This window comes from Albimonas donghaensis, assembly GCF_900106695.1.
Lineage (GTDB): Bacteria > Pseudomonadota > Alphaproteobacteria > Rhodobacterales > Rhodobacteraceae > Albimonas > Albimonas donghaensis.
The window spans coordinates 139,849-162,037 of sequence record NZ_FNMZ01000001.1 but is presented as its reverse complement, the minus strand read 5'-3'; the positions used below and the strand labels follow the sequence as shown (position 1 = coordinate 162,037).

The 22,189-nt window shown below is 74.5% G+C and carries 16 protein-coding genes, 1 tRNA gene and 1 pseudogene; 6 read left to right on the top strand and 12 right to left on the bottom strand.

Annotation, left to right across the window (positions count from 1 at the left end):
- Positions 1–16: 16 nt before the first annotated feature.
- A complete protein-coding gene (locus BLV24_RS21345; protein WP_245710320.1) occupies positions 17–4,540 on the bottom strand; it encodes an error-prone DNA polymerase in 4,524 nt (1,507 codons plus the stop codon).
- 1,305 nt (positions 4,541–5,845) lie between these two features.
- Positions 5,846–6,037: pseudogene (locus BLV24_RS23015) on the bottom strand (PHP domain-containing protein); the annotation flags it as partial.
- A 47-nt stretch (positions 6,038–6,084) separates the two neighbouring features.
- On the opposite strand from BLV24_RS23015, the gene BLV24_RS00675 reads away from it, so the two are divergent.
- A complete protein-coding gene (locus tag BLV24_RS00675; protein WP_092679225.1) occupies positions 6,085–7,146 on the top strand; it encodes an HNH endonuclease in 1,062 nt (353 codons plus the stop codon).
- Positions 7,147–7,303: 157 nt separating this feature from the next.
- Here the strand turns inward: BLV24_RS00675 and BLV24_RS00670 are convergent, their stop codons facing one another.
- The 7 genes from BLV24_RS00670 to argC all read right to left on the bottom strand — a co-directional run bounded on the left by BLV24_RS00670 (position 7,304) and on the right by argC (position 15,206).
- On the bottom strand, positions 7,304–8,110 hold the full coding sequence (locus BLV24_RS00670) for an enoyl-CoA hydratase-related protein (protein WP_092679224.1): 807 nt from the start codon (positions 8,108–8,110) through the stop codon (positions 7,304–7,306).
- Between the two features lie 199 nt (positions 8,111–8,309).
- On the bottom strand, positions 8,310–8,819 hold the full coding sequence (locus BLV24_RS00665; RefSeq protein WP_092679223.1) for a cytochrome c-type biogenesis protein: 510 nt from the start codon (positions 8,817–8,819) through the stop codon (positions 8,310–8,312).
- Positions 8,820–8,839: 20 nt separating this feature from the next.
- Positions 8,840–10,810 (bottom strand): heme lyase CcmF/NrfE family subunit, encoded by a 1,971-nt coding sequence (locus BLV24_RS00660; RefSeq protein ID WP_092679222.1) that lies wholly within the window; start codon positions 10,808–10,810, stop codon positions 8,840–8,842.
- 598 nt (positions 10,811–11,408) lie between these two features.
- On the bottom strand, positions 11,409–12,311 hold the full coding sequence (locus BLV24_RS00655) for a PhzF family protein (protein ID WP_092679221.1): 903 nt from the start codon (positions 12,309–12,311) through the stop codon (positions 11,409–11,411).
- Between the two features lie 35 nt (positions 12,312–12,346).
- Positions 12,347–12,832, bottom strand: a complete 486-nt coding sequence (gene ccmE / locus BLV24_RS00650) for a cytochrome c maturation protein CcmE (protein WP_092679220.1) — start codon at positions 12,830–12,832, stop codon at positions 12,347–12,349.
- Positions 12,833–12,892: 60 nt separating this feature from the next.
- On the bottom strand, positions 12,893–13,957 hold the full coding sequence (locus tag BLV24_RS00645) for a YihY/virulence factor BrkB family protein (protein ID WP_092679219.1): 1,065 nt from the start codon (positions 13,955–13,957) through the stop codon (positions 12,893–12,895).
- 220 nt (positions 13,958–14,177) lie between these two features.
- Positions 14,178–15,206, bottom strand: coding sequence for an N-acetyl-gamma-glutamyl-phosphate reductase (argC, locus tag BLV24_RS00640; protein ID WP_092679218.1), 1,029 nt, complete (start codon positions 15,204–15,206; stop codon positions 14,178–14,180).
- A 650-nt stretch (positions 15,207–15,856) separates the two neighbouring features.
- Between argC and BLV24_RS00635 the strand changes: the two genes are divergently transcribed.
- Entirely contained in the window at positions 15,857–16,039 is a 183-nt protein-coding gene (locus BLV24_RS00635; protein ID WP_092679217.1) for a hypothetical protein, read from the top strand.
- On the opposite strand, the gene BLV24_RS00630 is transcribed toward BLV24_RS00635, so the two are convergent.
- Both BLV24_RS00630 and BLV24_RS00625 read right to left on the bottom strand, forming a co-directional pair.
- Positions 16,036–16,905, bottom strand: a complete 870-nt coding sequence (locus tag BLV24_RS00630) for a lysophospholipid acyltransferase family protein (RefSeq protein WP_092679216.1) — start codon at positions 16,903–16,905, stop codon at positions 16,036–16,038. The two genes, BLV24_RS00635 and BLV24_RS00630, sit on opposite strands and share 4 nt — an antisense overlap.
- 244 nt (positions 16,906–17,149) lie before the next feature.
- Positions 17,150–17,641, bottom strand: coding sequence for a PaaI family thioesterase (locus BLV24_RS00625; protein ID WP_092679215.1), 492 nt, complete (start codon positions 17,639–17,641; stop codon positions 17,150–17,152).
- Between the two features lie 435 nt (positions 17,642–18,076).
- Here BLV24_RS00625 and BLV24_RS00620 point away from each other — a divergent pair, with 435 nt between their 5' ends.
- Positions 18,077–18,883, top strand: coding sequence for a YbaY family lipoprotein (locus BLV24_RS00620; protein WP_092679214.1), 807 nt, complete (start codon positions 18,077–18,079; stop codon positions 18,881–18,883).
- A 134-nt stretch (positions 18,884–19,017) separates the two neighbouring features.
- On the opposite strand, the gene BLV24_RS00615 is transcribed toward BLV24_RS00620, so the two are convergent.
- A tRNA-Ala gene (locus BLV24_RS00615) sits at positions 19,018–19,093 on the bottom strand.
- 378 nt (positions 19,094–19,471) lie between these two features.
- On the opposite strand from BLV24_RS00615, the gene BLV24_RS00610 reads away from it, so the two are divergent.
- The 3 genes from BLV24_RS00610 (at position 19,472) to BLV24_RS00600 (ending at position 21,947) form a co-directional block, all read left to right on the top strand.
- Positions 19,472–19,756: a YggT family protein gene (locus BLV24_RS00610; RefSeq protein ID WP_092679213.1), complete on the top strand. Its 285-nt coding sequence runs from the start codon at positions 19,472–19,474 to the stop codon at positions 19,754–19,756.
- Between the two features lie 4 nt (positions 19,757–19,760).
- Positions 19,761–20,159, top strand: coding sequence for a DUF167 family protein (locus BLV24_RS00605; RefSeq protein WP_245710319.1), 399 nt, complete (start codon positions 19,761–19,763; stop codon positions 20,157–20,159).
- A 525-nt stretch (positions 20,160–20,684) separates the two neighbouring features.
- Positions 20,685–21,947: a Na+/H+ antiporter NhaA gene (locus tag BLV24_RS00600; RefSeq protein ID WP_092679212.1), complete on the top strand. Its 1,263-nt coding sequence runs from the start codon at positions 20,685–20,687 to the stop codon at positions 21,945–21,947.
- Positions 21,948–22,189: the final 242 nt, after the last annotated feature.

Genomic DNA, 22,189 nt, shown 5'->3' with positions numbered 1-22,189 from the left:
CCCCGGCCCGGGGACTTCAGTGGAAGTCGCGGGAGGGGAACAGTTTTCGCGCCTGGTGACGGGGGTGGCGGGCGCCTGCTCCTCCCCCTCCCACCCCGCCGCGTCCCTCCGGCAGCGGACGGCGGGCCTCGTCGGTGGGGCCGGCGGGGTCGGGCATGGTCCGCGCGCCGCGGCCGAGATCGTCGAGCATGGCGGAGAGGTCCTCGATCCGCTCCGCCACCACATGCACGACCTTGCCGTCGCGCTGCACGCGGCCAAGCACCCGCATCAGGCGCCCGGCGATGATCTCGCGCCGGAAGGCCTCGTAGACCCGCTGCCAGATGACCACGTTCACCACGCCCGTCTCGTCCTCAAGCGTCGCGAAGACCACGCCCCCGGCGGAGCCCGGGCGCTGGCGCACGATGACCAGCCCGCAGACCGCGACCCGGGCCCGTTCCGGGGGCAGATGCAGGAAGTCCGCGGGCAGGCAGGCGGGCGGGCGCGGCCAGTCGGGACGGGCGGGCGGCGTCGCGGCGAGGCGGGCGGAGGCGGGTTCCGTGGAGCCGGAGGCGCCCGCCCCGCCGCCATGGTCCGACGCGCCCGCGCCGCTCAGCTCAGGCCGCGCCCCTCGCGCGGCGTCCTCCCTCTCCTGCGCCCGGCCGCGCCCGCCGCCCGGCGCGTCCCGGAGACCGGCGGAGACGGCGCGGCCCGGGACGGGCGGGCGCCCGACCCGCGGCGCCCGGCCATCGCCCGCCACCGCAAGGTCCGGCCCGGCGGACGGATCGCGTCGCAGGCCCCCCGCCGCCCGGCCGGAGGGGGGGGCGCCGCTCTGCTCGTCGGGCCCCCGCATGCAGGCGCCGGCGATTTCGGCGGAGGGGTCGGCGGAAGCGGCGGTCCGTCCTCCCCCCGACATGTCGCGGAGGCGCGCGGGAACGGCGCCCTCCGCCCGCGGCTCACCGCGAGACGGGCGCCTGGAGGGCGACGGCTCGCGTCCCGGAGCCCCCGCCTCTCCGGCCTCCGGGGCTCCTGCAGGCGGCGAGGGCGGCGCCACCCGGTCCGAAGAGTCCGTCCCACCGGAAACGCCCGCCCCCGGCGCCGGCGGGCGCCCCGTTTCGGCGCGGCCCCGCCATGCGTCGCCCCCCTGCGCGAGGGCCGGTCCCTCCGCCCCCTCGCGGGGGGCATTCGGCAGGGGGCGTCGCCTGGCGGCGAGATGACGCCGGGCCGGAGATGGAGCGCCGTCCTCCTCCTGCGCCGACCTCGATCCATGCGCCTGCGCGGAGGATGACGGCAGCGCCAGCCGGTCTCCCCGCTGCTCCTCCCCCTCGCGGTCCGCACCCGCCGGGCTTTCGGCATCCCCCTGCCCCGGCGACGCGATGCGCCGCGGCCCGGACGTGGCCGCGCCCTTTTCGCCAGGCGCCTCTGGCCCGCCCCCCGACCCGGCGCGCCGCGGCCCGTCCCGAACCGAACCGCCCTGCGCCCCGCCCGCCCCCGGCGCCCCACCGGCAATCCGGGCGCCGCGGCCCGCAGGGCCGGCGGGCGCGGGGGGCTCGACGCCCCCCGCGTCCGCCCCCCCGGCCAGGGCGAGCCCCTCGAACCCCGGGCTCAGCCGCGACCGCAGCAAGGCCAGCGGATGCGCGCGCAGGGTCAGGCGCAGGGCCACGTAGTCCTCCACCACCTCCTCGGCCTCGGTCATCGCGGGCAGGAGCGTCGGCGGCTCCTCGATCCCCTCGCCCTCCAGCAAGCCCTCGAACAGCGGCAACGGCGCCTCGCCCGAAATCGCCTTCGCCTGCCACAGCGCGTCCCGCCGCCCCAGGCCCAGCCCGGCGAAGGCGTCCGCCTCGGCCAACACGGCGATCGCCGCCGGCCCCAGCCCCGCGCGCCGCCACACGTCCTCGGCCGAGCGGTAGCCGTTGCCCCGCGCGGCCGACAGCCAGGCCGCGTCCTCCTCCTTCATCGCCTTGATCTGCCGGAACCCCAGCCGCAGCGCGAAGCCCGAGGTCGAGCCCGGCGCCGGTTCCAGCACGTTGTCCCAATAGCTCGCGTTCACGCAGACCGGGCGCACCTCCACCCCGTGCCCGCGCGCATCCCGCACGATCTGGGCGGGCGCGTAGAAGCCCATCGGCTGGGCGTTGAGCAGCGCGCAGGCGAAGGCCGCCGGGTGGCGCCGTTTCAGCCAGGCCGAGGCGTAGACCAGCAGCGCGAAGCTCGCCGCGTGGCTCTCGGGAAAGCCGTATTCCCCGAACCCCTCGATCTGGGAGAAGCAGCGCTCGGCGAAGCCGGCCTCGTAGCCGTTGGCCGCCATCCCCGCGAGGAAGCGCGCCCGGAAATCCCCGATGGTCCCGGATTTGCGGAACGTCGCCAGCGCCCTGCGCAGGCGGTCGGCCTCCTCGGGCGAAAACCCCGCGCCGATGATGGCGATCTGCATCGCCTGCTCCTGAAACAGCGGCACGCCCAGCGTCTTGCCCAGCACCTCGCCCAGTTCGTCGGAGGGGAAGGTCACCACCTCCTCCCCCCGTCGCCTGCGCAGGTAGGGGTGGACCATGTCGCCCTGGATCGGGCCGGGGCGGACGATGGCGACTTCGATCACCAGGTCGTAGAAGCAGCGCGGGCGCATGCGCGGCAGGAAATTCATCTGGGCGCGGGATTCCACCTGGAAGACGCCGACCGAATCCGCCTCGCACAGCATGTCGTAGACCTCCGGATCCTCCGGCGGCAGCGTGGCGAGATCCCAGCGCGGGCCGCCATGCCGCTCGATCAGCTCGAAGGCCTTGCGCACGCAGGTCAGCATCCCGAGGCTCAGCACATCCACCTTCAGGATGCCCAGCGCGTCGATATCGTCCTTGTCCCATTCGATGGTGGTGCGGTCCTCCATCGCCGCGTTCTCGATGGGGACCAGTTCGTCGAGCCGGCCCTTGGTGATGATGAAGCCGCCGACATGTTGCGACAGGTGGCGGGGAAAGCCGATCAGCTCCGCCACCAGATCCAGCGTCAGCGCCAGGCGCGGGTCGCCGGGGTCGAGACCGACTTCGCGGATGCGCTCGTCGCGGATGGCGTCGGCGGACCAGCCCCAGACCTGGCTGGCGAGCGCGCCGATGGCATCGGCCGAGAGCCCCATGGCCCGGCCCACTTCGCGGATCGCGCGGCGGGCGCGGTAGTGGATCACCGTGGCGCAGAGCCCGGCGCGGTGGCGGCCGTAGCGTTCGTAGATGTGCTGGATCACCTCCTCGCGGCGTTCGTGTTCGAAATCCACGTCGATGTCGGGGGGCTCGTCGCGGGCCTCGGAGACGAAGCGCTCGAACACCATGGAGGCGATCTCGGGGCCGATGGAGGTGACGCGCAGCGCGTAGCAGACGATGGAATTGGCCGCCGATCCGCGCCCCTGGCAGAGGATCCCGCGGGATTCGGCGAAGGCCACCAGGTCGCGCACGGTGAGGAAATAGGGCGCGTAGTTCAGCCGTCCGATCAGGGCGAGCTCATGGTCCGCCTGGGCGCGGACCCGCGGCGGGGGGCCGTCGGGGTAGCGGAGGGCGAGGCCCTCCTCGGTGAGCCGTTCGAGCCGGGATTGCGGGTTCTCCCCGCGCGAGACCTCGTCGGGATATTCATAGGCCAGTTCGGTGAGCGCGAAGCGGCAGCGCCCGGCGATTTCGGCGGCGCGATCGACGGCATGGGCGTGGGGGCCGAAGATGCGGCGCAGTTCGGCTTCGGCGCGCAGGCGGCGCTCGGCGTTGGGCTGGGCGAGGCGGCCGAGGCGGTCGATGGTGGTCCCTTCGCGGATGCAGGCGAGCACATCGGCGAGCCGGCGGCGCGCGGCGCGATGCATCAGCGGGGCGGCGGAGGCGACGAGGGGGGCGCCGGCGGCCTCGGCCGTGGCGGCGAGGGCGTCGAGCCGGGCGGCGTCGCGGCCGTCATAGGCGGGGGCGGCGAGGCAGAACACCTGCCCGGGGAGGCGGCGCGTCCACCGCGCCAGGGTTTTCGAGGGAGCGCCCGCGCCGCCCTGCGACGGAGGCGCGTGCGGCCCCGGGGCGGAGGGGCCGGCGGCGTCCCCGGCCTTCCGGCGCGGCGGGAGGGCGGCGGCGGGGGCGGGGGCCGGGGCGGAGTCGCCGGCCGGGGCGGAGGCGGAGGCGGAGTCGCCGGTCGGGGCGAGGGGCGGCTCCGGGGCGAGTCCCCGGGGGGCGTTCGGGCGGGCGCCCGCGCCCGAAGCCGGACCGTCGCTCCGGGCCGCTCCCCCCGCCGATGCGCCACGGGTGGGGCGTCGGCGGGGAGGGGCGGCGGGGCGGCGCGACCCGGCGGCCTCGGCCAGCCAGCCCTCGGCCCCCGACGCGGCGGGGGCCGGCAGCGGGTCGGGCGCGCGCCACAACAGGATCAGCCCCTCGGCATGGGCGATCACGTCGGCCTCGGTCAGCCGGCATTCGCCCTTGCCCGCCCGACGCTTGCCGACGGTGAGCAGGCGGGTCAGCCGGCTCCACCCGGCGCGGTCGACGGGCAGCGCGACCAGTTCCTGCCCATCCTCCAGCGCCAGCAGGGCGGCGGGGATCAGCCGCGGCAGGCTCTGCGGCGCCACCGGCGCGAAGACGGGCGGCGCGGGACGGGTCGGGCCGTCGGAATGCGGAGGCCGCAGGGCGGGGCGGTCGACGGAACCGGACTGCGCTTCATGCGGCGGCGGCGAAGGCGAGGCGGCTGCGATGGCCGTGGCGGCGGGGGCGGCCTGAGGGGCGGGGGCGTCCTCCGACGAGGCAGCCGGCTCCCGGATCGCCTCGGCCTCCCTCCCCGCCGCGGAGGCGGTCAGGTCGGGATCGCGCGAAGGGGCCGGGCCGTCCCGACCTGACCCCGAAACGCACCCGCGCTCAGCCCTCCTTTCGTCCCCGGCCCCGGCGCCGTCATCTCCGCCTGCGACGCCTGCGGACCGCGCGCCGGGCGGCGGGCCGGTTCGCGCCTCCCGCGGTCCGTCAGGCGCGGGCTCGACGGGCGTTCCGGCCATGCCCGCCCCAACCGGCCCCGCGCCCTCCGCGTCCTCCGCGTCGGTCTGCGACAGGCTCTGCGCGGGGCCCTGAGCGTCCGACTGCGCCGCCGACCGCTCTCCGGCAGGGTCGTTCCGCATCTCACGACCGAGGGCGCGCGCAGAAGGAAGGCCGCCGGCCGCGCCCGTCCCCGCCATAGAGGACGCCGCGGCGTTCATGCGCCCCGGACCCGCGCCCTGCGCCGGCTTCGCCAGAGCGTCCCCCGACGCGCCGGGGGCCCGACCCGCGGGCGCCTCTCCTCCATCCTCGGCGGCATCGGCGCCAGCACCGGCCGGGAGCGTCCCGGCGCGCGCGCGTCCGAACCGGCCCTCCGGGCCATGGCCGTCCCGCGGGTCGCGCCCGATCCTGCGGGGCGCCTCCGGGGAACGAGGCGCCCCCCAGCCGTCCGAACCGCCCTGCGCCTCCGCGCGCGCGCCGCCTGTGGACACCCCCGCTGCGTTCCCGGGCGCATGCGCGAGGTCAGGGCGCGCGCGTTCTTCCCGCGTCGCGCCGTGGCGGCGCGGCGCGCGGGTTTCATCGCATGCGGCGGCGGCGGGCGCTCCGGCCCCGCCGCCCCGGGCCCCGCCGCCCCGGGCCCCAGCTCCCCCCACCGCGTCCACTCCCGCCGCAGCCTCCCCCGTCGCAGCCTCCCCCGCCGCGCTCCGTTCCGTCGCGCCTCCCCGCTCCGCGCCACGCAGGGCGGCGGCGCGGGCGGCGCGCTCGGCGGCGCTATCGTCGCGGGGATCGCGCAGGGGGCCGGCACGGCGGGCGCGGGCGAGGGCCAGCGCCTCGGCCCGCGCCGCCACGTCCGCGTCGCCGATATTGTCCGAGACCCGCAGCGGCGCCGGATCTCCGGGGGCCGGCGCCCTGCCCTCCGCCGCCTCGCGCGCCAGCTCCTTCAACGCCTGATGCGCGCGCACCACCCCGGCCACGGAATTGCGGTCGGCGATGGCGATGGCAGTCAGGCCCAGCGCCGCGGCCTCGCGCGCGTATTCCTCCGGGTGCGAGGCCCCGGTGAGGAACGTGAAATTCGAGGTGGCGAAGAGCTCGGCGAAGCCCATCACGCGGGCCCTGGCGTGCCGGGATGGAACAGGGATAGCCTGGCCGCATGGTCAAGGCGGTGTTCACCCACGCGGACGGCTCGATCTACGACGATCTGCCGGAGACGCATTACCACTTCCCCCGCACCTATCTGGCGGTGGCGGAGCGGGCGGTGGGCGACTGGATCGTCTATTACGAGCCGCGGCGGGTGGCGGCGGGCAGCGACCGGGCGGGCGGGCGGCAGGTCTATTTCGCCGTGGCGCAGGTGCGCGACGTGATCCGCGACCCCGCCCGGGCCGACCATTTCTACGCCCGCATGACGCCGGGGATGTATCTGCCCTTTCCCACGCCGGTCCCGTTCCGCCTCGCCGCGGACGGGGGTTGGGGCGGGGCGGATGGCGGCGATCTCTACATGGAAAGCGCCCTGCGCAAGGCGGACGGATCGACCAACAAGGGCGCCTTCGGGCGCGCCATGCGCAGCCTGCCGGACGCGGAGTTCGAGGCGATCGTCGCCGCCGGCCTCGCCGGGGTCCGCGATGAGCTGGGCGCCGAGGATTGGATGCAGGACGAGAGGCGCGACGAGGTGCTGGACGAGAGGCGGGACGGGCTGCTGGACGGGGCCGGGAACCAGGCCTCCGCGCCGCCCCCCGCCCGCCGCCGCTGGGGCGCCTTTCCCGACGCGGAGGCGCTGGAGGCCGCCGAGCCCCCCGCCCAATTCTCCCCCCGCCCGCTGGTCGAGCGCCTGACCGCGCGCCGCCTGCGCGACGCCGCCTTCGCCCGGCAGGTGAAAGCCGCCTACCGCGAGACCTGCGCCGTGACCGGCCTGCGCATCGTCAACGGCGGCGGGCGCCCGGAGGTGCAGGCCGCCCATATCCGCGCGGTCGAGGCCGACGGCCCCGACGCCCTGCGCAACGGGGTCGCCCTGTCGGGCACGGCGCACTGGATGTTCGACCGGGGATTGATCTCGATCGACGACGACCTGAGCATCCTCACCGCCCGCGACCGGCTGCCGCCCGGGGCGGAGGCGCTGCTGGTCGCCGACCGCCGGCTGATCGCGCCGCAGGCCGCCGCCGCCCGTCCGCACCCGGTCTATCTGCGCTGGCATCGGGACACCGTGTTCAAGGGCTGAGTCTCCATCTCGGCCCCGCAGGATATTCCCGTTTTGTTCTCATTTCCAGAGCACGTGTTCCCGCCGCGCTCCGCGTCCCGCCAGGCGCCCGACGGCGAAGCCGGCGCCGGGGCGAGGGGGCTCGACGCCCCCGAGCCCCGGCCTCCCCTCTCCGCCCTCAGCGGCCCTCGAACACCGGCGTCCCGCCCTCGGCGGCGGCGACGGCGGCGGTGAGGAAATCGCGGGTGGTTCCGGCCTCGGCCTGCAATTCCGCCTCCCGCTCCAGGTGGGCGCCCCAGTCGTTCTCCAGCCCCTCGCGCAGCGCGTCGCGGGTCAGGCGCAGCCCCGCGGTGGGGCCGTCGGCCAGCGCCCGGGCGCGGGCCTCGACCCGCTCGGCGAAGGCGTCGTCGGGGACCGCCTCCCAGATCAGGCCCCAGTCGGCGGCGCGCCGCGCGCTCAACGGCTCGCCCAGCATGGCCAGCCCCCGCGCCCGCGCCGGCCCCACCAGCCGCGGCAACCAGAAGCTCAGCCCCGCATCGGGGATCAGCCCCAGCCGCGAGGAGGTGACGGCGAACTCCGCGCTCTCGGCCGCCACCGCCATGTCGCAGGCCAGCGCCAGCGCCAGTCCGGCCCCCGCCGCGGCCCCGTTCACCGCCGCCAGCACCGGCAGCGGACAGGCGGCGAGCGCCTCCAGCAGGGGGCGCGTCTCCTCCCGCATGGTCCGGCCGAGGTCGAGGTCCCGGATCGCCGCCGCATCGCCCAGCGCGTGCCCGGCGCAGAACGCCTCCCCCAATCCGGTCAGCACCACCGCGCGGGCATGGCCGGACACCAGGCGCAGGGCGTGGATCAGCTCCATCTTCATCTGGGCGTCGAGCGCGTTGAGCGCCTCGGGACGCGCCAGCGCCACGGTGGCGATCCCGTCGCGCAGCGCCACGCGCAGGGTGGCGTAGTCGGGCGTCGTCAGGCGGGTGTCATGGGCGGTCATGGCGGCTCCTGGGCGGGGACGGGAGACCCCATCACTTGGGGAAAACGCGCGCCTGACGCAAGCGGCAAGGCGGAGCGCCCGCCCGATCACGCCCGCCTGATCACGCCCCCCCGATCACGCCCCCCCGATCACGCCCCCCCGATCACGCCCGATGATCGCGTCCCGCGATCGCGCCCCCGCGGCCCTGCCTTCGGCGCCGTCAGTCCTCGTCGCGCATCAGGGCGGCGACGCGGGCGTTCTCGTCCTCGGTCAGGGGGGCGGAGGCGGCGGCGGCCCCGGGGCGGGCGCGGCGCACATAGCGCCAGCTGGCCCACCCGCCGGCGAGCAGCAGCGCCGGCCCCCCGAACCACAACGCCATGTTGGCCACGGAGAAGGTGGGCTTGAGCAGCACGTATTCGCCGAAACGGTCCACCATGTAGGTCCGGACCTCGTCATTGCTGTCGCCCGCCACCAGCCGCTCGCGCACCAGCAGGCGCAGGTCGCGGGCGAGATCGGCGTTGGAATCGTCGATGCTCTCGTTGCGGCAGACCAGGCAGCGCAATTCGGCCGAGATCTCGCGGGCGCGGGCCTCCAGCGCCGGGTCGTCCAGCACCTCGTCGGGCTGCACGGCCAGCGCCGGGCCGGCGGGGGCGAGGGCGAGGGTCAGGCCCAGCGCGACCGCCAGCAGGGCCGCGGCGAACGCCCCGCCCAGACGTATTTGGAGGCGCATTCGGAGGCGCACCGGGGGGCTCATTCCGCCGCCACCGGCGCGGCGGAGGGCGCCCGGCGCGCCGCCGCGCCCACGCGGTAACGGCGGTCGGTCAGCGACATCAGCCCGCCCAGCGCCATCACCAGCGCCCCGATCCAGATCCAGTTGGCGAAGGGTTTCACGTAGATGCGCACCGCATAGGCCGACGGGTCGGCCTCCTGCCGGTCGCCCAGCACCACATAGAGGTCGCGCAGCAGGCCCGAGTCGATCGCGGCCTCCGAGGTCGTGGTCCGCTGCACCGGGAAGAAACGCTTCTCGGGGCTCAGCACGCCGATCTCCGCGTCGCCCTTGAAGACGGTGAAGGTCCCGCGCTCCGCCGAATAGTTCGGCCCCGCCAGCGGCGCCACGCTGTCGAAGCGGAAGGCGTAGCCCCCCGTCTCCACCGTCGCGCCGGGGCGCAGGGCGCGGATCGCCTCGCTCTCCCAGGCCGACAGGGCGGCGATGCCGAAGATGGTCAGGCCCAGTCCGCAATGCGCCATGGCCTTGCCCCAGTCCGCCCGCGGCAGCCGCGCGAGCCGGCCGAGCCCGCCCCGCCCGACGCGCGCGCCAAGCTCGATCACCGCGCCGCCGATGATCCAGATGGCCAGCGCGATCCCCACCGGCGCCAGCGCAGAGCGCCCGGTCTGCAGCGCCCAGACCAGCGCCGCCACCGCGAAGGCCAGCGCCGCCGCGGGCCACAGCCGGCGCAGGGTCCGGCCGATCTTCCCCCGCTTCCACGGGATCATCGCGCCCACCGGCAGCACCACCGCCAGCGCCACCATGAAGGGCGTGAAGGCGAGGTCGAAGAAAGGCGCCCCGACCGAGATCCGCCCGCCGTCCCAGGCCTCGCGGATCAGGGGCATCATGGTGCCCAGCAGCACCACCGCGCAGGCCACCGACAACAGCAGGTTGTTGGCGACCAGGAAGCTCTCCCGACTGCTCATGGCGAAGACCCCGCCGGGCGAAAGCTTCGGCGCCCGCCAGGCGAACAGCGCCAGCGAGCCGCCGACCGCCACCACCAGGATGGCCAGGATGAACACCCCCCGCGTCGGGTCCGAAGCGAAGGCGTGGACCGAGGTCAGCAGCCCCGAGCGCACGATGAACGTGCCCAGCAGCGACAGCGAAAACCCGATGATCGCCAGCAGGATGGTCCAGGATTTCAGGGTGTCGCGCTTCTCCACCACGATGGCGCAATGCAGAAGCGCGGCGGCGGCCAGCCACGGCATGAAGGAGGCGTTCTCCACCGGGTCCCAGAACCACCAGCCGCCCCAGCCCAGTTCGTAATAGGCCCAGTAGGAGCCCAGCGCGATGCCCACGGTCAGGAACATCCAGGCGGCCAGCGCCCAGGGCCGCACCCAGCGCGCCCAGGCGGCGTCGACCCGGCCCTCGATCAGCGCGGCGACCGCGAAGGAGAAGGCGGTCGAAAGCCCCACATAGCCCAGGTAGAGAAACGGCGGATGGAAGGCGAGCCCCGGGTCCTGCAGCAGCGGGTTCAGGTCATTGCCGTCCAGCGGCGGATTGGGCAGGCGCAGGAACGGGTTGGAGGTGAACAGCAGGAAGGCCAGGAAGGCCGCCCCGATCGCTCCCTGCACCGCCAGCGTGCGCGCCTTGAGCGCCTGCGGCAGGTTTCCGCCCAGCCCCGCGATCAGCGCGCCGTAAAGCGTCAGGATCAGCACCCAGAGCAGCAGCGACCCCTCGTGGTTCCCCCACACGCCCGAGACCTTGTAGAGCATCGGCTTGGCGGAATGCGAATTTGACGCCACCAGCGCCACCGAGAAATCCGAGGTGACGAAGGCCGTCGTCAGCGCCGCGAAGGAGGCCAGCGTCAGCACGAAGGCGAGCCCGGCGGCGGGTTCGCCGACCCGCATCCAGTCGGCCCAGCGCATCTGCGCGCCGATCAGCGGGGCGACGGCCTGCGCGAGGCTCGCCATCAGGGCGAGGATCAGGGCGAAGTGGCCAAGCTCGGCGATCATGTCCGGCCTCCGGTTCACGGCCGGCGCCGGTGGGGCGCGGGCGCAGGGGGCGGAGAATGCGCCGCGGGGCCTTCCGATGCAATTCGCGGGGGCGTGAGGGCGGGGCGATGGAGGGTCGCAGGAGGCGGGACGCGTCGTTCGGGGAGCCGAGCGGAGGGACCTCATCCCCGCGCCCCGCCCGATTCCCGGCGCGATTCGGCCGGGCCTGCCGGGTCATCGGCGTCTCGCGCCCTGGCGCCGCCCGGACACGGCCGCGCTTACCCCCTGAAATCAAAAGGTTCTTTGTCTGATTGGAAAAGCGTTAGCGGAGTATGCGCTCTGTCACACCAGCATCACGCCGGCTGCGGCATACATGATTCCAACGCAGCGGGGGCTGCCGCCGGAACCGGCGCTTCCCGCCGCGGACGAGACCGCCTGGCGGCCCCGTGGGGGTGGCCGCCGGGCGTGGGGGGGGAGACGCGGCGCAGCGATCACGCGCGCCGCGTCGACCTCCCGCCCCGTCGCTCGGCCAGGGCCGTTCGCCACGACATGCGGCGGCCGCCGGCGGCGGGGTCCCACGGGTCGGGAGCTCACGGGCCCGGATCTCACGGGTCGGGGGTCAAAGCTCCAGTTCGCCGCGCATCAGCACCACGCCCGACCCCTCGACGCGCACGCCGACCGGCGCCTCGCGCGGGCCCAGCGCCTCGACCTTCGCCTGGCCGGGCCGGCCCATGCCGTGGCCCTGCTCCGCCGTGAAGGCCGGCGCCTCGATCAGCCCTTCATGCCACAGATAGGCCCCGAGACAGCCGGTGGCCGAGCCCGTGAACGGATCCTCGGCCGGCGAGGGCGGGGCCATCAGCAGGCGGGCGGCGGTGTCGCCCGCTTCCGTGAACCCGCCCAGGCAGGCGAGGAACGGCTCCATCAGCCCGTCCGCCCCGGTCTCCGCCCCCTGCCCCGCGCGCCAGGCGTCCAGCCGCGCGGCGTCGAGCCGGGCCCGGGTCAGCGCCGCATGGTCGCGCAGCAGCGTCACGCAGAACGGCGTGCCGGTGGAGACGATGCGCGGGGTCCCGAGGATATCCGCGGCGGAAAGCCCGTAGATCCCGGCGATCTCCGCCGGGTCCTGGGCCGCGCCGAATACCGGCGCGGCCTGGGTCATCGTCACCCGGATCCCGCCCGACTCATCCCGCGCCGCCTCGATCGGCATCACGCCGGAGCCGACTTCGAGCGTGAAGCGCGCCGGCCCGGCGGAGACGTCGACCCGCCCGCGCGCGACCAGCGAAACCACGGTCGCCACCGTCGGGTGGCCGGCCATCGGGATCTCCCGCCCCGCGAGGTAGTAGCGCGCCCCGAAGTCGGCGGCCGCGCTGGGCACGACATAGGCGCATTCGGACAGCGACGTCTCACGCACCAGCGCCATCCGGGCCTCCACGGGCAGGTCGCCCGCGTCGTGGACCACCACGCAGGCGTTGCCGCCGAAGGGACGCGAGGCGAAGGCGTCCACCCAGTCGAAGGGACAGGGCACAAGCTTGGTCTCCCGTTCCGGACGTCCAGGGCGGATCAGCCGCCGGTTCCGGGCTCGGCCACCGCGCGGCCGTCGCCGTCCTCGGAGGGCATGCGGTAGACGCCCTGCTCCTTCAGCGCGGCCTCGACCTCGCGCGGCATGTATTTCTCGTCATGCTTGGCCAGGACTTCGGAGGCGACGAACAGCCCGTCGCGCATCCGCCCCTCCGCGATCACGCCCTGCCCCTCGGCGAAGAGATCGGGGAGGATGCCGGCGAACTCCACCACCTGCACCGTCGCCCCGTCCGAGACCGCGAAGCGCACGCCGCCTCCGTCCATCGGGGCGACCGAGCCTTCCTCCACCAGCCCGCCCACGCGCAGGCGCTGGTCGGGGCCGGGGGCGCGCTCGGTGATTTCGGTGGGGGAGAGGAAGAATACGATGGAATCGCGCATCCCCACGCCCACCAGCAACGAGGCCGAGGCGAGGAAGGCGGCGCCGATGCCGATCAGGATCATGCGGCGTTTCTTGCGGGTCATGGCCATGGATGCGTCCCCAGCTCCCCTGTTCGCGTCATGCGCGCGGCCCGGCCTCGGACCGCCGCCTCAGACCTCGGCCGCGGGCTCCTCGGCCGCCTCGCCCTCGGCGCGGGCCTGGTCGGCGCGGGCGAGGGCGGCGTTGATCTCCGCTCCATACAGGATCACGGCGCCGGAGAGATAGAAGAACAGCAGCGTCACGATCACGCTGGCGAGACCGCCATAGGTCACCGTGTAGGACTGGAAATTGGCCAGGTAGATCGAGAACAGCGACGCCGCCACGGTCCAGATCGCCACCGTCGCCAGCACGCCCGGCCACATCCGACGCCAGCGCCCCGGCCGGCGCGAGGGCAGGATCAGGTGCATGAGCGCGAGGAACACGACGAAGGCGGCGCCCGCCAGCAGGTAGCGCAGAATGCCCAGCCCCAGCGGCACGGTGCGGCCGAAAATGTCCTCCAGCAGCCCGATCATCAAGGGCGCCAGCACCACCGCGAAGCCCATGATCAGCGCCACCGCCGTGCCCAGCACCACGAAGAAAAGCCCCACCACACGGCTGAACAGGAAGCCGCGCGGCTTGTCGGGATCATAGGCGCGGTCGAAGCCGATCCGGTAGGCCTCCACCCCGTTCGAGGACACCCACAGCGCGCCCAGGCCCGCGAAGGTCAGCACCCCGGTGCGCTGGCGGCCCAGCGCCTCCTCCAGCACCGGGCGGATGAACTCGGCGACTTCGGTGGGGGCGATCTCGAACAGCAGCTGGGTCAGCGCGTCGAGCTGGCTCGGCCCGATGGTCGCCGCGGCCACGGAGGTCGCGAAGATCAGGAAGGGGAACACCGCCAGCAGGGTCGAGAAGGCGATGTAGCCCGCCAGCATCGGGCCTTCGTTCTTCTGGAAGCTGACCCCGGCGGCGATCATCAGCTTCAGCGTCTCGAGCGAGAACAGCCGGGTCGCCGCCCCGCGCAGCGCCACGCCGTAGCGGGCCATGATCGAGGGTTTCAGCCCCTCCGCATCGCCGACCCCGGCAGGGCTGGAGACCCCGGCCCGCGCGGCGCGGGCGCCCGGCCCCCCCACATCGTCGGAGAAGGCGCCGGTCTCGATATCCGGGCCGTCGGGGGCGATGTTCATGGTGGGGGTCACGGGGCGGCGTCTCCTGGCAGGCGGACTTTTCCGCGCGGGCGTGCGGCAACTCGGGCGGCGATGTCCCGGCGCGGGGTCCTCGGGTCTCGGCGAAGGCGCCCGGCCGGAACCGGGCGCCTTCGCCACGTAAGCTAGCCCGCTCGCCGCCGGGGGCGAGCCGGACCCGCGACCGCAGGGGCGCGCGGCCCCGCCGAGGCCCCCATGGGCGGCTCGTCAGCGATCAGGGGAACATGGGGGCGAGCATGAGCCCCTCGGTCTCCTCGAAGCCGAGCATCAGGTTGGCGCATTGCACCGCCTGGCCCGAAGCCCCCTTCACCAGGTTGTCGAGCACCGAGACGATGATCGCCCGTCCCGGCCGCCGGTCCGGCGTGACCCCGATGCGCACCATGTTGGAGCCGCGCACCGACCAGGTGGTCGGCGCCTCGCCCATCGGCATCACCTGCACGAAGGGCTCGGCCGCGTAGCGCGCGGCCAGCGCGGCCTGAATGGCCTCCGGGTCGCCCTTCACGTAGATCGTGGCGAGGATGCCGCGGTTCATCGGCAGCAGATGCGGGGTGAAGGAGACGACCACCTCCCGCCCCGCGGCCTTCGACAGCTCCTGGTCGAATTCGGCGGTGTGGCGGTGGGTGGCGATGCCGTAGGCCTTGGTCCCCTCGGTGACCTCGGAGAACAGCTTCCACTCCGCCGCCGAGCGGCCGGCCCCGGTGATCCCGGTCTTGGCGTCGATGACGATGTCGTCCAGGTCGATCAGCCCGGCTTCGCAAAGCGGCAGCAGCGGCATCAGCCCGGTGACCACGAAACAGCCGGTGCCGGCGGCGAGGCGGGTGGTCTTCAGCGCGTCGCGGTAGAATTCGGGCAGGCCGTAGACGGCTTCGTCCTGCAGCTCGGGGGCGTGATGCTCATGCCCGTACCATTTCGCGTAGACCGCGGCGTCGCGCAGCCGGAAGTCGGCCGAGAGGTCCACCACCTTCAGGTCCCGCGGAAGCCCGCCGATCACCGCCTGGGCGGTGGCGTGGGGCAGCCCGCAGAAGGCGAGGTCGATGCCCGACCAGTCGATGTCGTCGGTCGCGACCAGCCTGGGCAGGTCCATATGGGCGAAGGACGGGTAGACGTCGCCCATGGCCTTGCCCGCGTTGCGGTCGGCGGCGAGCGCGGCGATCTCCATGCGCGGATGCGACGTGACCAGTCGGACGAGCTCGGCGCCCGTGTAGCCGCTGGCCCCGATGATCGCGATGCGCGCCCTGGTCATTGTCTCGACTCCGCTGGATTGAATGCGGGCGGAGACGTAGCCCCCCTGTTGACCGCGCGCAACGGTTCTGCGCGGCGGCGGGCGCGGGGGGGCCGGGAGTGTCGCATCCGGGCCGCGCTGATCGCGGGCGGCGCGCGCCCGCTTTCCCCGCCTACTTGCGGCGCCGGGGCGGGCGCCCGATGCTGCGCGCCGTGTCAGAGGCTTCGGGCCGGCTTGAGGGGGATGCGCGTGACGCAGGCGGGGGACCAGCGGGTTCATCGTCCGGCGCCTGATCCGCATCCTGACGCTTTACCGGGCGCTGACGCTTCTGTTCGGCGCGATCCACCTCGCGGCGCCGGAGGTCTTCGTGCGCTCGCGCCTGAGCGTGGAGGGGGACCTGGCCTCGCTCGGCTTTCTCTTGCAGGTCTCGGGCTGGGACTATCCGGTGATCGGCGTCGGCTGGACGCTGGAATACGAGATGCTGCTCCACCTGCTCTTCGCGCTCGCCATCCCGATCCGCGACCCGAGGCTGGCGACCACCGCGGAGACCGGGGCGCTGCTGGTCGGCGCGCTGGTCTTCGGGGTCGGGGCCATCGCGCAGGAATTTCCCGTCGGCATGGCGCTGGCGCTGCTCTGGCGCGCAAGGGGGAACGGGCCGCGCCGAGGGGCCGGTGCTCGCCGTTCTGATCCTGACCCTGACCTCGGTCGCCGGCTGGCTGAGCTGGCGGCAGTTCGAGCGCCCCTCAGGCGCCTTCCTGACCGCGCGGCTGGATGGGCGCGGGCGCCGCGAGCGGCCGAACGCCTGGCTCCCCGCACGCCTGGCTCGCCCCACGCCTGGCTCGCCCCACGCCTAGCTCCAGGTCTCCTCGAACTCGTATCCGTAGCCGATGTCGTCCAGCGGCTGGGGGGAGAGCGCGTAGGTCGAGGCCCGCAGATAATCCATCAGCGCCCGCGGGTCGCGGCGGCGCGCGTCGATCTGCTCCGCCGGCAGGGGATCGCCGATCACCGCGCGCACCGGGTCGCCGATCCGGCGGCGAAACTCCGCGATCAGCAGCGCCAGCCGCAACGTGGCGTGGAGATGGGAGGCGAGCTGGAAGGCCCGCGAATTCGCCCCCTCGAAGAACATCGGCACCACCGCCGCCTCCGAACGCGCCACCATCTTGGCGGTGAAGGTCCGCCAGGCCGGGTCCATCGCCCTCCCGAAGGGCTCGCGCGCGGTGGAGACGGTGCCGCCGGGAAAAATGCCGATGGCTCCGCCCCGGGCGAGATGCTCCATCGCCTCGCGCCGGGTCTCGATGTTGAGCTTCTGCGCCTCCCGCGTGCCGTCGAAGCTGATCGGAAGGATGAAACGGTCGATCTCGTCGGCCTTGCGGAACACCTGATGGGCGATGATGCGGAAATCCTGCCGGCGCGCAGACAGCGCCCGGCCCATCATCAGCCCGTCGAGGATGCCGTAGGGGTGGTTGGCGACCAGCACCAGCGGCCCTTCGGCCGGAATGCGCGCGAGGCCCGGATCGGGGAGGTCCAGCGTCAGCCCGTAGCGCCGGGCGATGACCTCCCAGAAGTCGGCGCCGGCGGCGACCTCCACCTCATAGCCCCGCGCCCGGCGGATCAGGCCGATGCGGCCGGTGAGATTCTCCACCGCCCGGACCACGGCCTGTCCGGCGGCGGTCTGCACGCCATGCGCATAGCTGATCTCGCGGACGGCGGCGCCGGCCATGGGGGTTCCTCCTCGCGGCGCCCGCTCCCGTGGGCGGAGTTATACGCGAGAAAGCGTTGCGGCAAGCTTGATGGCGCGCGGCGCCCTGCGGCGAGGTGGCGGGGTCCGGCCGGCCAGCCGGCCGGCGGGCCCGAGCGGGGCTCGACCGGCGCCCAACGGGGCCGGCCGGGAGCCGGCGCGACGCGGCGGGACGCGCCCGCCCCACGGTCGTCCCACCGCCCGGCCCCGCCTCCGCGGCGCGCGATCAGCCCGCAGCGGCGGCGGCGGCGGCCAGCGCCTCGCGGGATTTCTCCTGCGCGCGCTTGAGCGACGCCAGCCGGATGGTGGAGCTCGCCTTGGCCAGCACCGCCCCCTGCGCATCGCGCAGCACGCCTTCGGCGAAGCAGGTGGCGCCGCCGGCGCGCTCGATCCAGGCCTCGGCGGTGACGATGCCGGGGCGGGCGGGGGCGAAGAAGCTGGTCTTCATCTCCAGCGACAGCGGGGCCACGTCCTCGCGCCCCAGCGAGAAGGCGGCATGCGCCATGGCCGAGTCGATCCAGCCGGTGACGAACCCGCCCTGCACGATGCCGCCCGAATGGCACATATGCATGTCCGCGCGGTATTCGACGATGGCGCGGCCGCCTTCCTGGAACACGACCTGGTGCAGGCCGAGCGTCTGCTGGATGGTGGCGGCGCTGGGGTCGGGCAGGTTTCCGGCGTTGGCGGGCGGGCTCTTGGGCGGCGTGGCGTCGTTCATGTCGTTCCTCATGCTGCGCGGCGTCGGCGCCCCGGTCGTCGCGATCTTCACGGCGGACCGGCGCGCAGCCGTCGCGATCGGGCTGGCCAGGGACCTGCGGCCGCCCCCCCGTGCGGCGAGGCGGTGCAGGTCCGTTCCCCGACAGAATGCGCGGGGGCGGAGGCGGGGTCGAGCCCCTCGCCGCCCTCCGCGTCATCAGGCGGCTGATATCGTCCTTCGAAACGGCCCGGCGCGCGGATCGGCTTGGGGATCGGTTTGGGGGTTGGCGGTGGGGGGCGAGCGCAGCGCTCCGGCGCAGTCCCGCTTGCGGCGCCCTTTCGTCGCGAACCCGCCTAGAATGCCGGCGAAACCGCAAGGCGATCCGGCCCCGTCCCGCCTCGCCCCCCCTAGCGGCGCGGCCGCGCCCCCGATGCAGACCGAGCGAAAGCGAGCCTCATGACCCGACCCCACGCCTGTCTCCGCCGCCAGTTCCTCCTGATCGTCGCCGGGCTGACGCTGACGGCCTGCGCCGGCGCCGCCCCCGATTCGACGACGCCCGACGCCCCCGCCGGCGCCCTGTCAGGCGCCTTGAGCGGCGATGTCTCCTGGCGCGAACGCATGGCCCTGCCTCCGGGCGCCGTGGTGGAGGTGCGCCTGCTCGACGTCTCCCGCGCCGACGCGCCCGCGCGCATCCTGGCCGAAACCCGGATCGAGGACGCGGTCGGCAGTCCCGTCCCCTTCGCCCTGAGCTACGATCCGGCGGAGATCACGGCCCGCGGGCGCTACGCCCTGCGCGCCACGATCCGGGAGGGCGAGGCGCTGCTGTTCACCTCCACCGCCCATCACGCGGTGTTCGGGTCGGGCCCGGACCAGACGTCGATCGAGGTGAGCCGCGCCGCCCCCGCGCCCGAGACCGATCCCGCCGCGCTGGTCGGCGCCTGGGTGGCGGAGGACATCCGGGGCGCAGGGGTGATCGACGGTCCGCCCTCCACGCTCGACATCGCGGCGGACGGCGGGGTCTCGGGCCGGGCGGGCTGCAACGGCTTCCGCGGCCAGGCCCGGATCGAGGGCGCGCGCTTCGCGGTCGGCCCGCTGGCCGTGACGCGCATGGCCTGCCCGCCGGCGGCGATGAACCAGGAGACGCGGTTCCTAGACGCCCTGTCCGCGACGACGCGCTACGCGACGCTGCCCGAAACCGGCAAGCTGGTGCTGTTCGACGCCGAGGGGGTGGCGGTGATGCGGCTGGCGCGCGGCGCGGACTGATCGGCGGACGGGCGCCGCGCAGACCGCCGGCCGGCGACGCAGGCTCGACGCGCGCGCGGCCCGTCGCGCCCGATGTCGCGCCCGATCCGGGACATGCCGGGATCTGGGTGCGATAACATACATCTGCGGGAATTTGGTGGAGCCGAGGGGGATCGAACCCCTGACCTTCGCATTGCGAACGCGACGCTCTCCCATCTGAGCTACGGCCCCGCTGGCCGGGTGGATAGTCGGGCGCCGGGGGGGTGTCAAGCGCCTCCGGGCCAAATCTCCGCGCCCGCCCCACGCTCGCGCGTCGGGCCCGCGCTCGCGCGCCGAAGCCGCCTCCGCGCCGCTCCCGCCCGCGCTTCTGGCCGCCCGGCGCGACCAGCATCCCGGCGGGCGCAGGCGCCGCGTCCCGGTCCCCGCCCGGCCGCGCCGTCGCGCCCGCGGCGCTTCGGACCCGTCCCGCGGGCGGCGAACGGGCCCCGACCCGCGCGAATCCGCCGCGATTAACGCTTTGCGCCCCCCGCCGCGGTTGAACCCGAGCCCCGCGGCCGCTACCTCTCGCGCTGAACAATCCTGACGCGCCAGACGACGGAACCATCGCCGATGACCTCGATCGCCGCCATTCTCCTGATGATCCTCAACCTCGCCTGGTGGATCATCATCGTTCAGGCGGTGATGAGCTGGCTGATCAGCTTCGACGTCATCAACCTGCGCCAGCGCTTCGTCTACTCGATCTGGTCGTCGCTGAACCGGCTGACCGAGCCGCTTTACCGGCCGATCCGCTCGGTGCTGCCGTCGATGGGCGGGCTGGATCTGGCGCCGCTGGTGGTGCTGGTCGGGATCGCGGCGCTGCAGATCCTGATCGCCAACAACCTCTCCGCCTACTGAGCCCTTGGCCCGCAAGCGCCGCGACGCGCCGGGCGCCGCGCAGGCGCGGCCGGATGGGCTGAACGCCGACCGGGCAGGCGACCTGCCCTGGGCCGCGGACGGCGACGGGCTGCGCATCGTGGCGCGGGTGACGCCGCGGGGCGGGCGCGACGCGCTGGACGGCGTGGGGCGGGACGCCGAGGGCCGGCCGGCGCTGGCGCTGCGGGTCTCGGCCCCTCCGGACGGCGGCCGCGCCAATGCGGCGGTCGAGGCGCTGGTGGCCGGGCTGCTGGACCTGCCCCGCTCGGCGGTGCGGGTGGAGCGGGGAGCGACGGCGCGGGTCAAGCGGCTGCGGGCCGAGGGTCCGCCCGAGGCGCTGGCCGCGCGGCTCGCCGAGGCGGTGGCGCGCGCCGCGAAACCCTGAGCCCTCGGCGACGAGCCCCCGCAGGCCCCCGCGCAGGCCCCGTGCAGGCCCCGACGCGCGCGCCTCACGACACCGCGCGCCGCGCAGGCCGCGCTCCGCCCATGTCGCGCCGCGCGGGTGCAGGGAGACCGCGCCCACAGGCGCCAACCTCTCCGCGCGCCGCGGGCGGGCGGGCGCCGCCGCCGCGCCCTCGACGCGGCGCCTGCGCCGCAGCCGACGCGCTCGCCTCCGGCCGGTTTTCGCGCCCGGCGCCGCCCCCCCGCCTCGTCTCGCCCCGCCTCACCGCGTCTCCCCTCCACTCGCCGGCGGCGGATCGCGGCTTGGCCGCCAACGCGGCGAATCGCATCGAATTCACGACGGATCCGCTCGACGCTTCCGCCCGGCATTGCCCCCTCCCGCGCGATCCCCTACCAAGTTCAGCGCGCGCGCGACGCTCGGGTCCGCGGCGCGGGGGGCCGGCCGCCCCGCACGCCCGCAAAGGGCGGCGACCGCGCCGGAAGAACGCCGCGACAGGGAGAGCCGGGCATGTATCGAACGTGGTCCTTCGTTTCCGAGTATTCGCTGCTGCTGATCGGCGGCGCGCTGCTTGCGCTGGGCTGGGCCAACATATCGCCCGAAAGCTATCACCACTTCGTCGAATATCCGATCATCGACAACTTCTTCATCGGCCATCTGCACGTGGCCGCCGAGGGCCATGCCCATCGCACGCTCACCCTGCACTACCTGATCAACGACGTGCTGATGGCGCTGTTCTTCGCCATCGCCGGCAAGGAAGTGTGGGAGGCCGTGGCGCTGGAGAACGGCTCGCTGCGGGGCCGCAAGGCGATGACCCCGCTGATCGCCACCGTCGGCGGCATGGTGGGGCCGATCGCGGTCTATCTGGGGCTCGCCATCGCGCTGGGCTCGGAGACCTGGAACGCCACCTTCCACGGCTGGGCGGTGCCTACGGCCACCGACATCGCCTTCTCCTACCTGGTGGGGCGGATGGTGTTCGGCGCAGGGCATCCGGCGGTGCGCTTCCTGCTGCTGCTGGCCATCGCCGACGACGCGGCCGGGCTGGTGATCCTGGCGATCTTCTATCCCTCGGGCGAGCTTCAGCCGGTCTGGCTGCTGCTGTCGCTGGCCGCCGCAGGCGCCACCTACCTGCTGGCCAACTGGCTGCCGCGCCGCATGGACCGGGGCAAGCAGCATCGCCCGAACTCGACCTGGGTGCGCAGGAAACTGTCCTTCTGGCCGTACCTGATCGGCGGCTGCGTGTGCTGGTACGGGTTCCAGGAATCCGGCATCCACCCGGCGCTCGGCCTGCTGCCGATGGTGCTGACCATCCCCCATGCGGATGTCAGCTTCGGCATCTTCGCCGAGGCCGAGACCCATCTTCACGACCTGCTCAACCAGATCGAGCACGGCCTGAAAGCCCCGGTCGAGGTGGTGCTGTTCCTGTTCGGCCTCGCCAATGCCGGGGTGGAGTTCACGTCGATGGGCAACGCCACATGGCTGGTGCTGGCGGGGCTGCTGATCGGCAAGCCGCTGGGCATCACGCTGATGGGCGTGTTCGCGGCCAAGGGGCTGAAACTGGGCCTGCCGGAGGGGATGCGCATGGTCGACCTGTTCGTGGTCGGCTGCGTGGCCGCGATCGGCTTCACGGTGGCGCTGTTCGTGGCGGCCGTGGCCTTCGATCCGGGGCCGGTGCAGGACGCCGCCAAGATGGGCGCGCTGATGAGCTTCGGCGCGGCGATCCTGTCCATCATCGCGGGCAAGGTCACCCGGGTGCAGAAGAAGGTGAGCTGAGGCGCAGGCCGCACGCCCTCGCCCCTGCCCCCGCCCCCGGCGCGCGCCGGAACCCGGGGGGGCGGGGGCGCCGCGTCGAGGCGGCGCCAGGACGGGCCGGCCCGCCCGCGGCGCGCGGCGATGCGGCGAATGCGTCGATGTCCCGGGCCGCGGGGGTCCGGAGCGGGCGGCGATCGGCGGCTCGGGATTGCGGGACCGGGACCGGGACCGGGACCGGGACCGGGACCGGAGCCGGCGCGGCG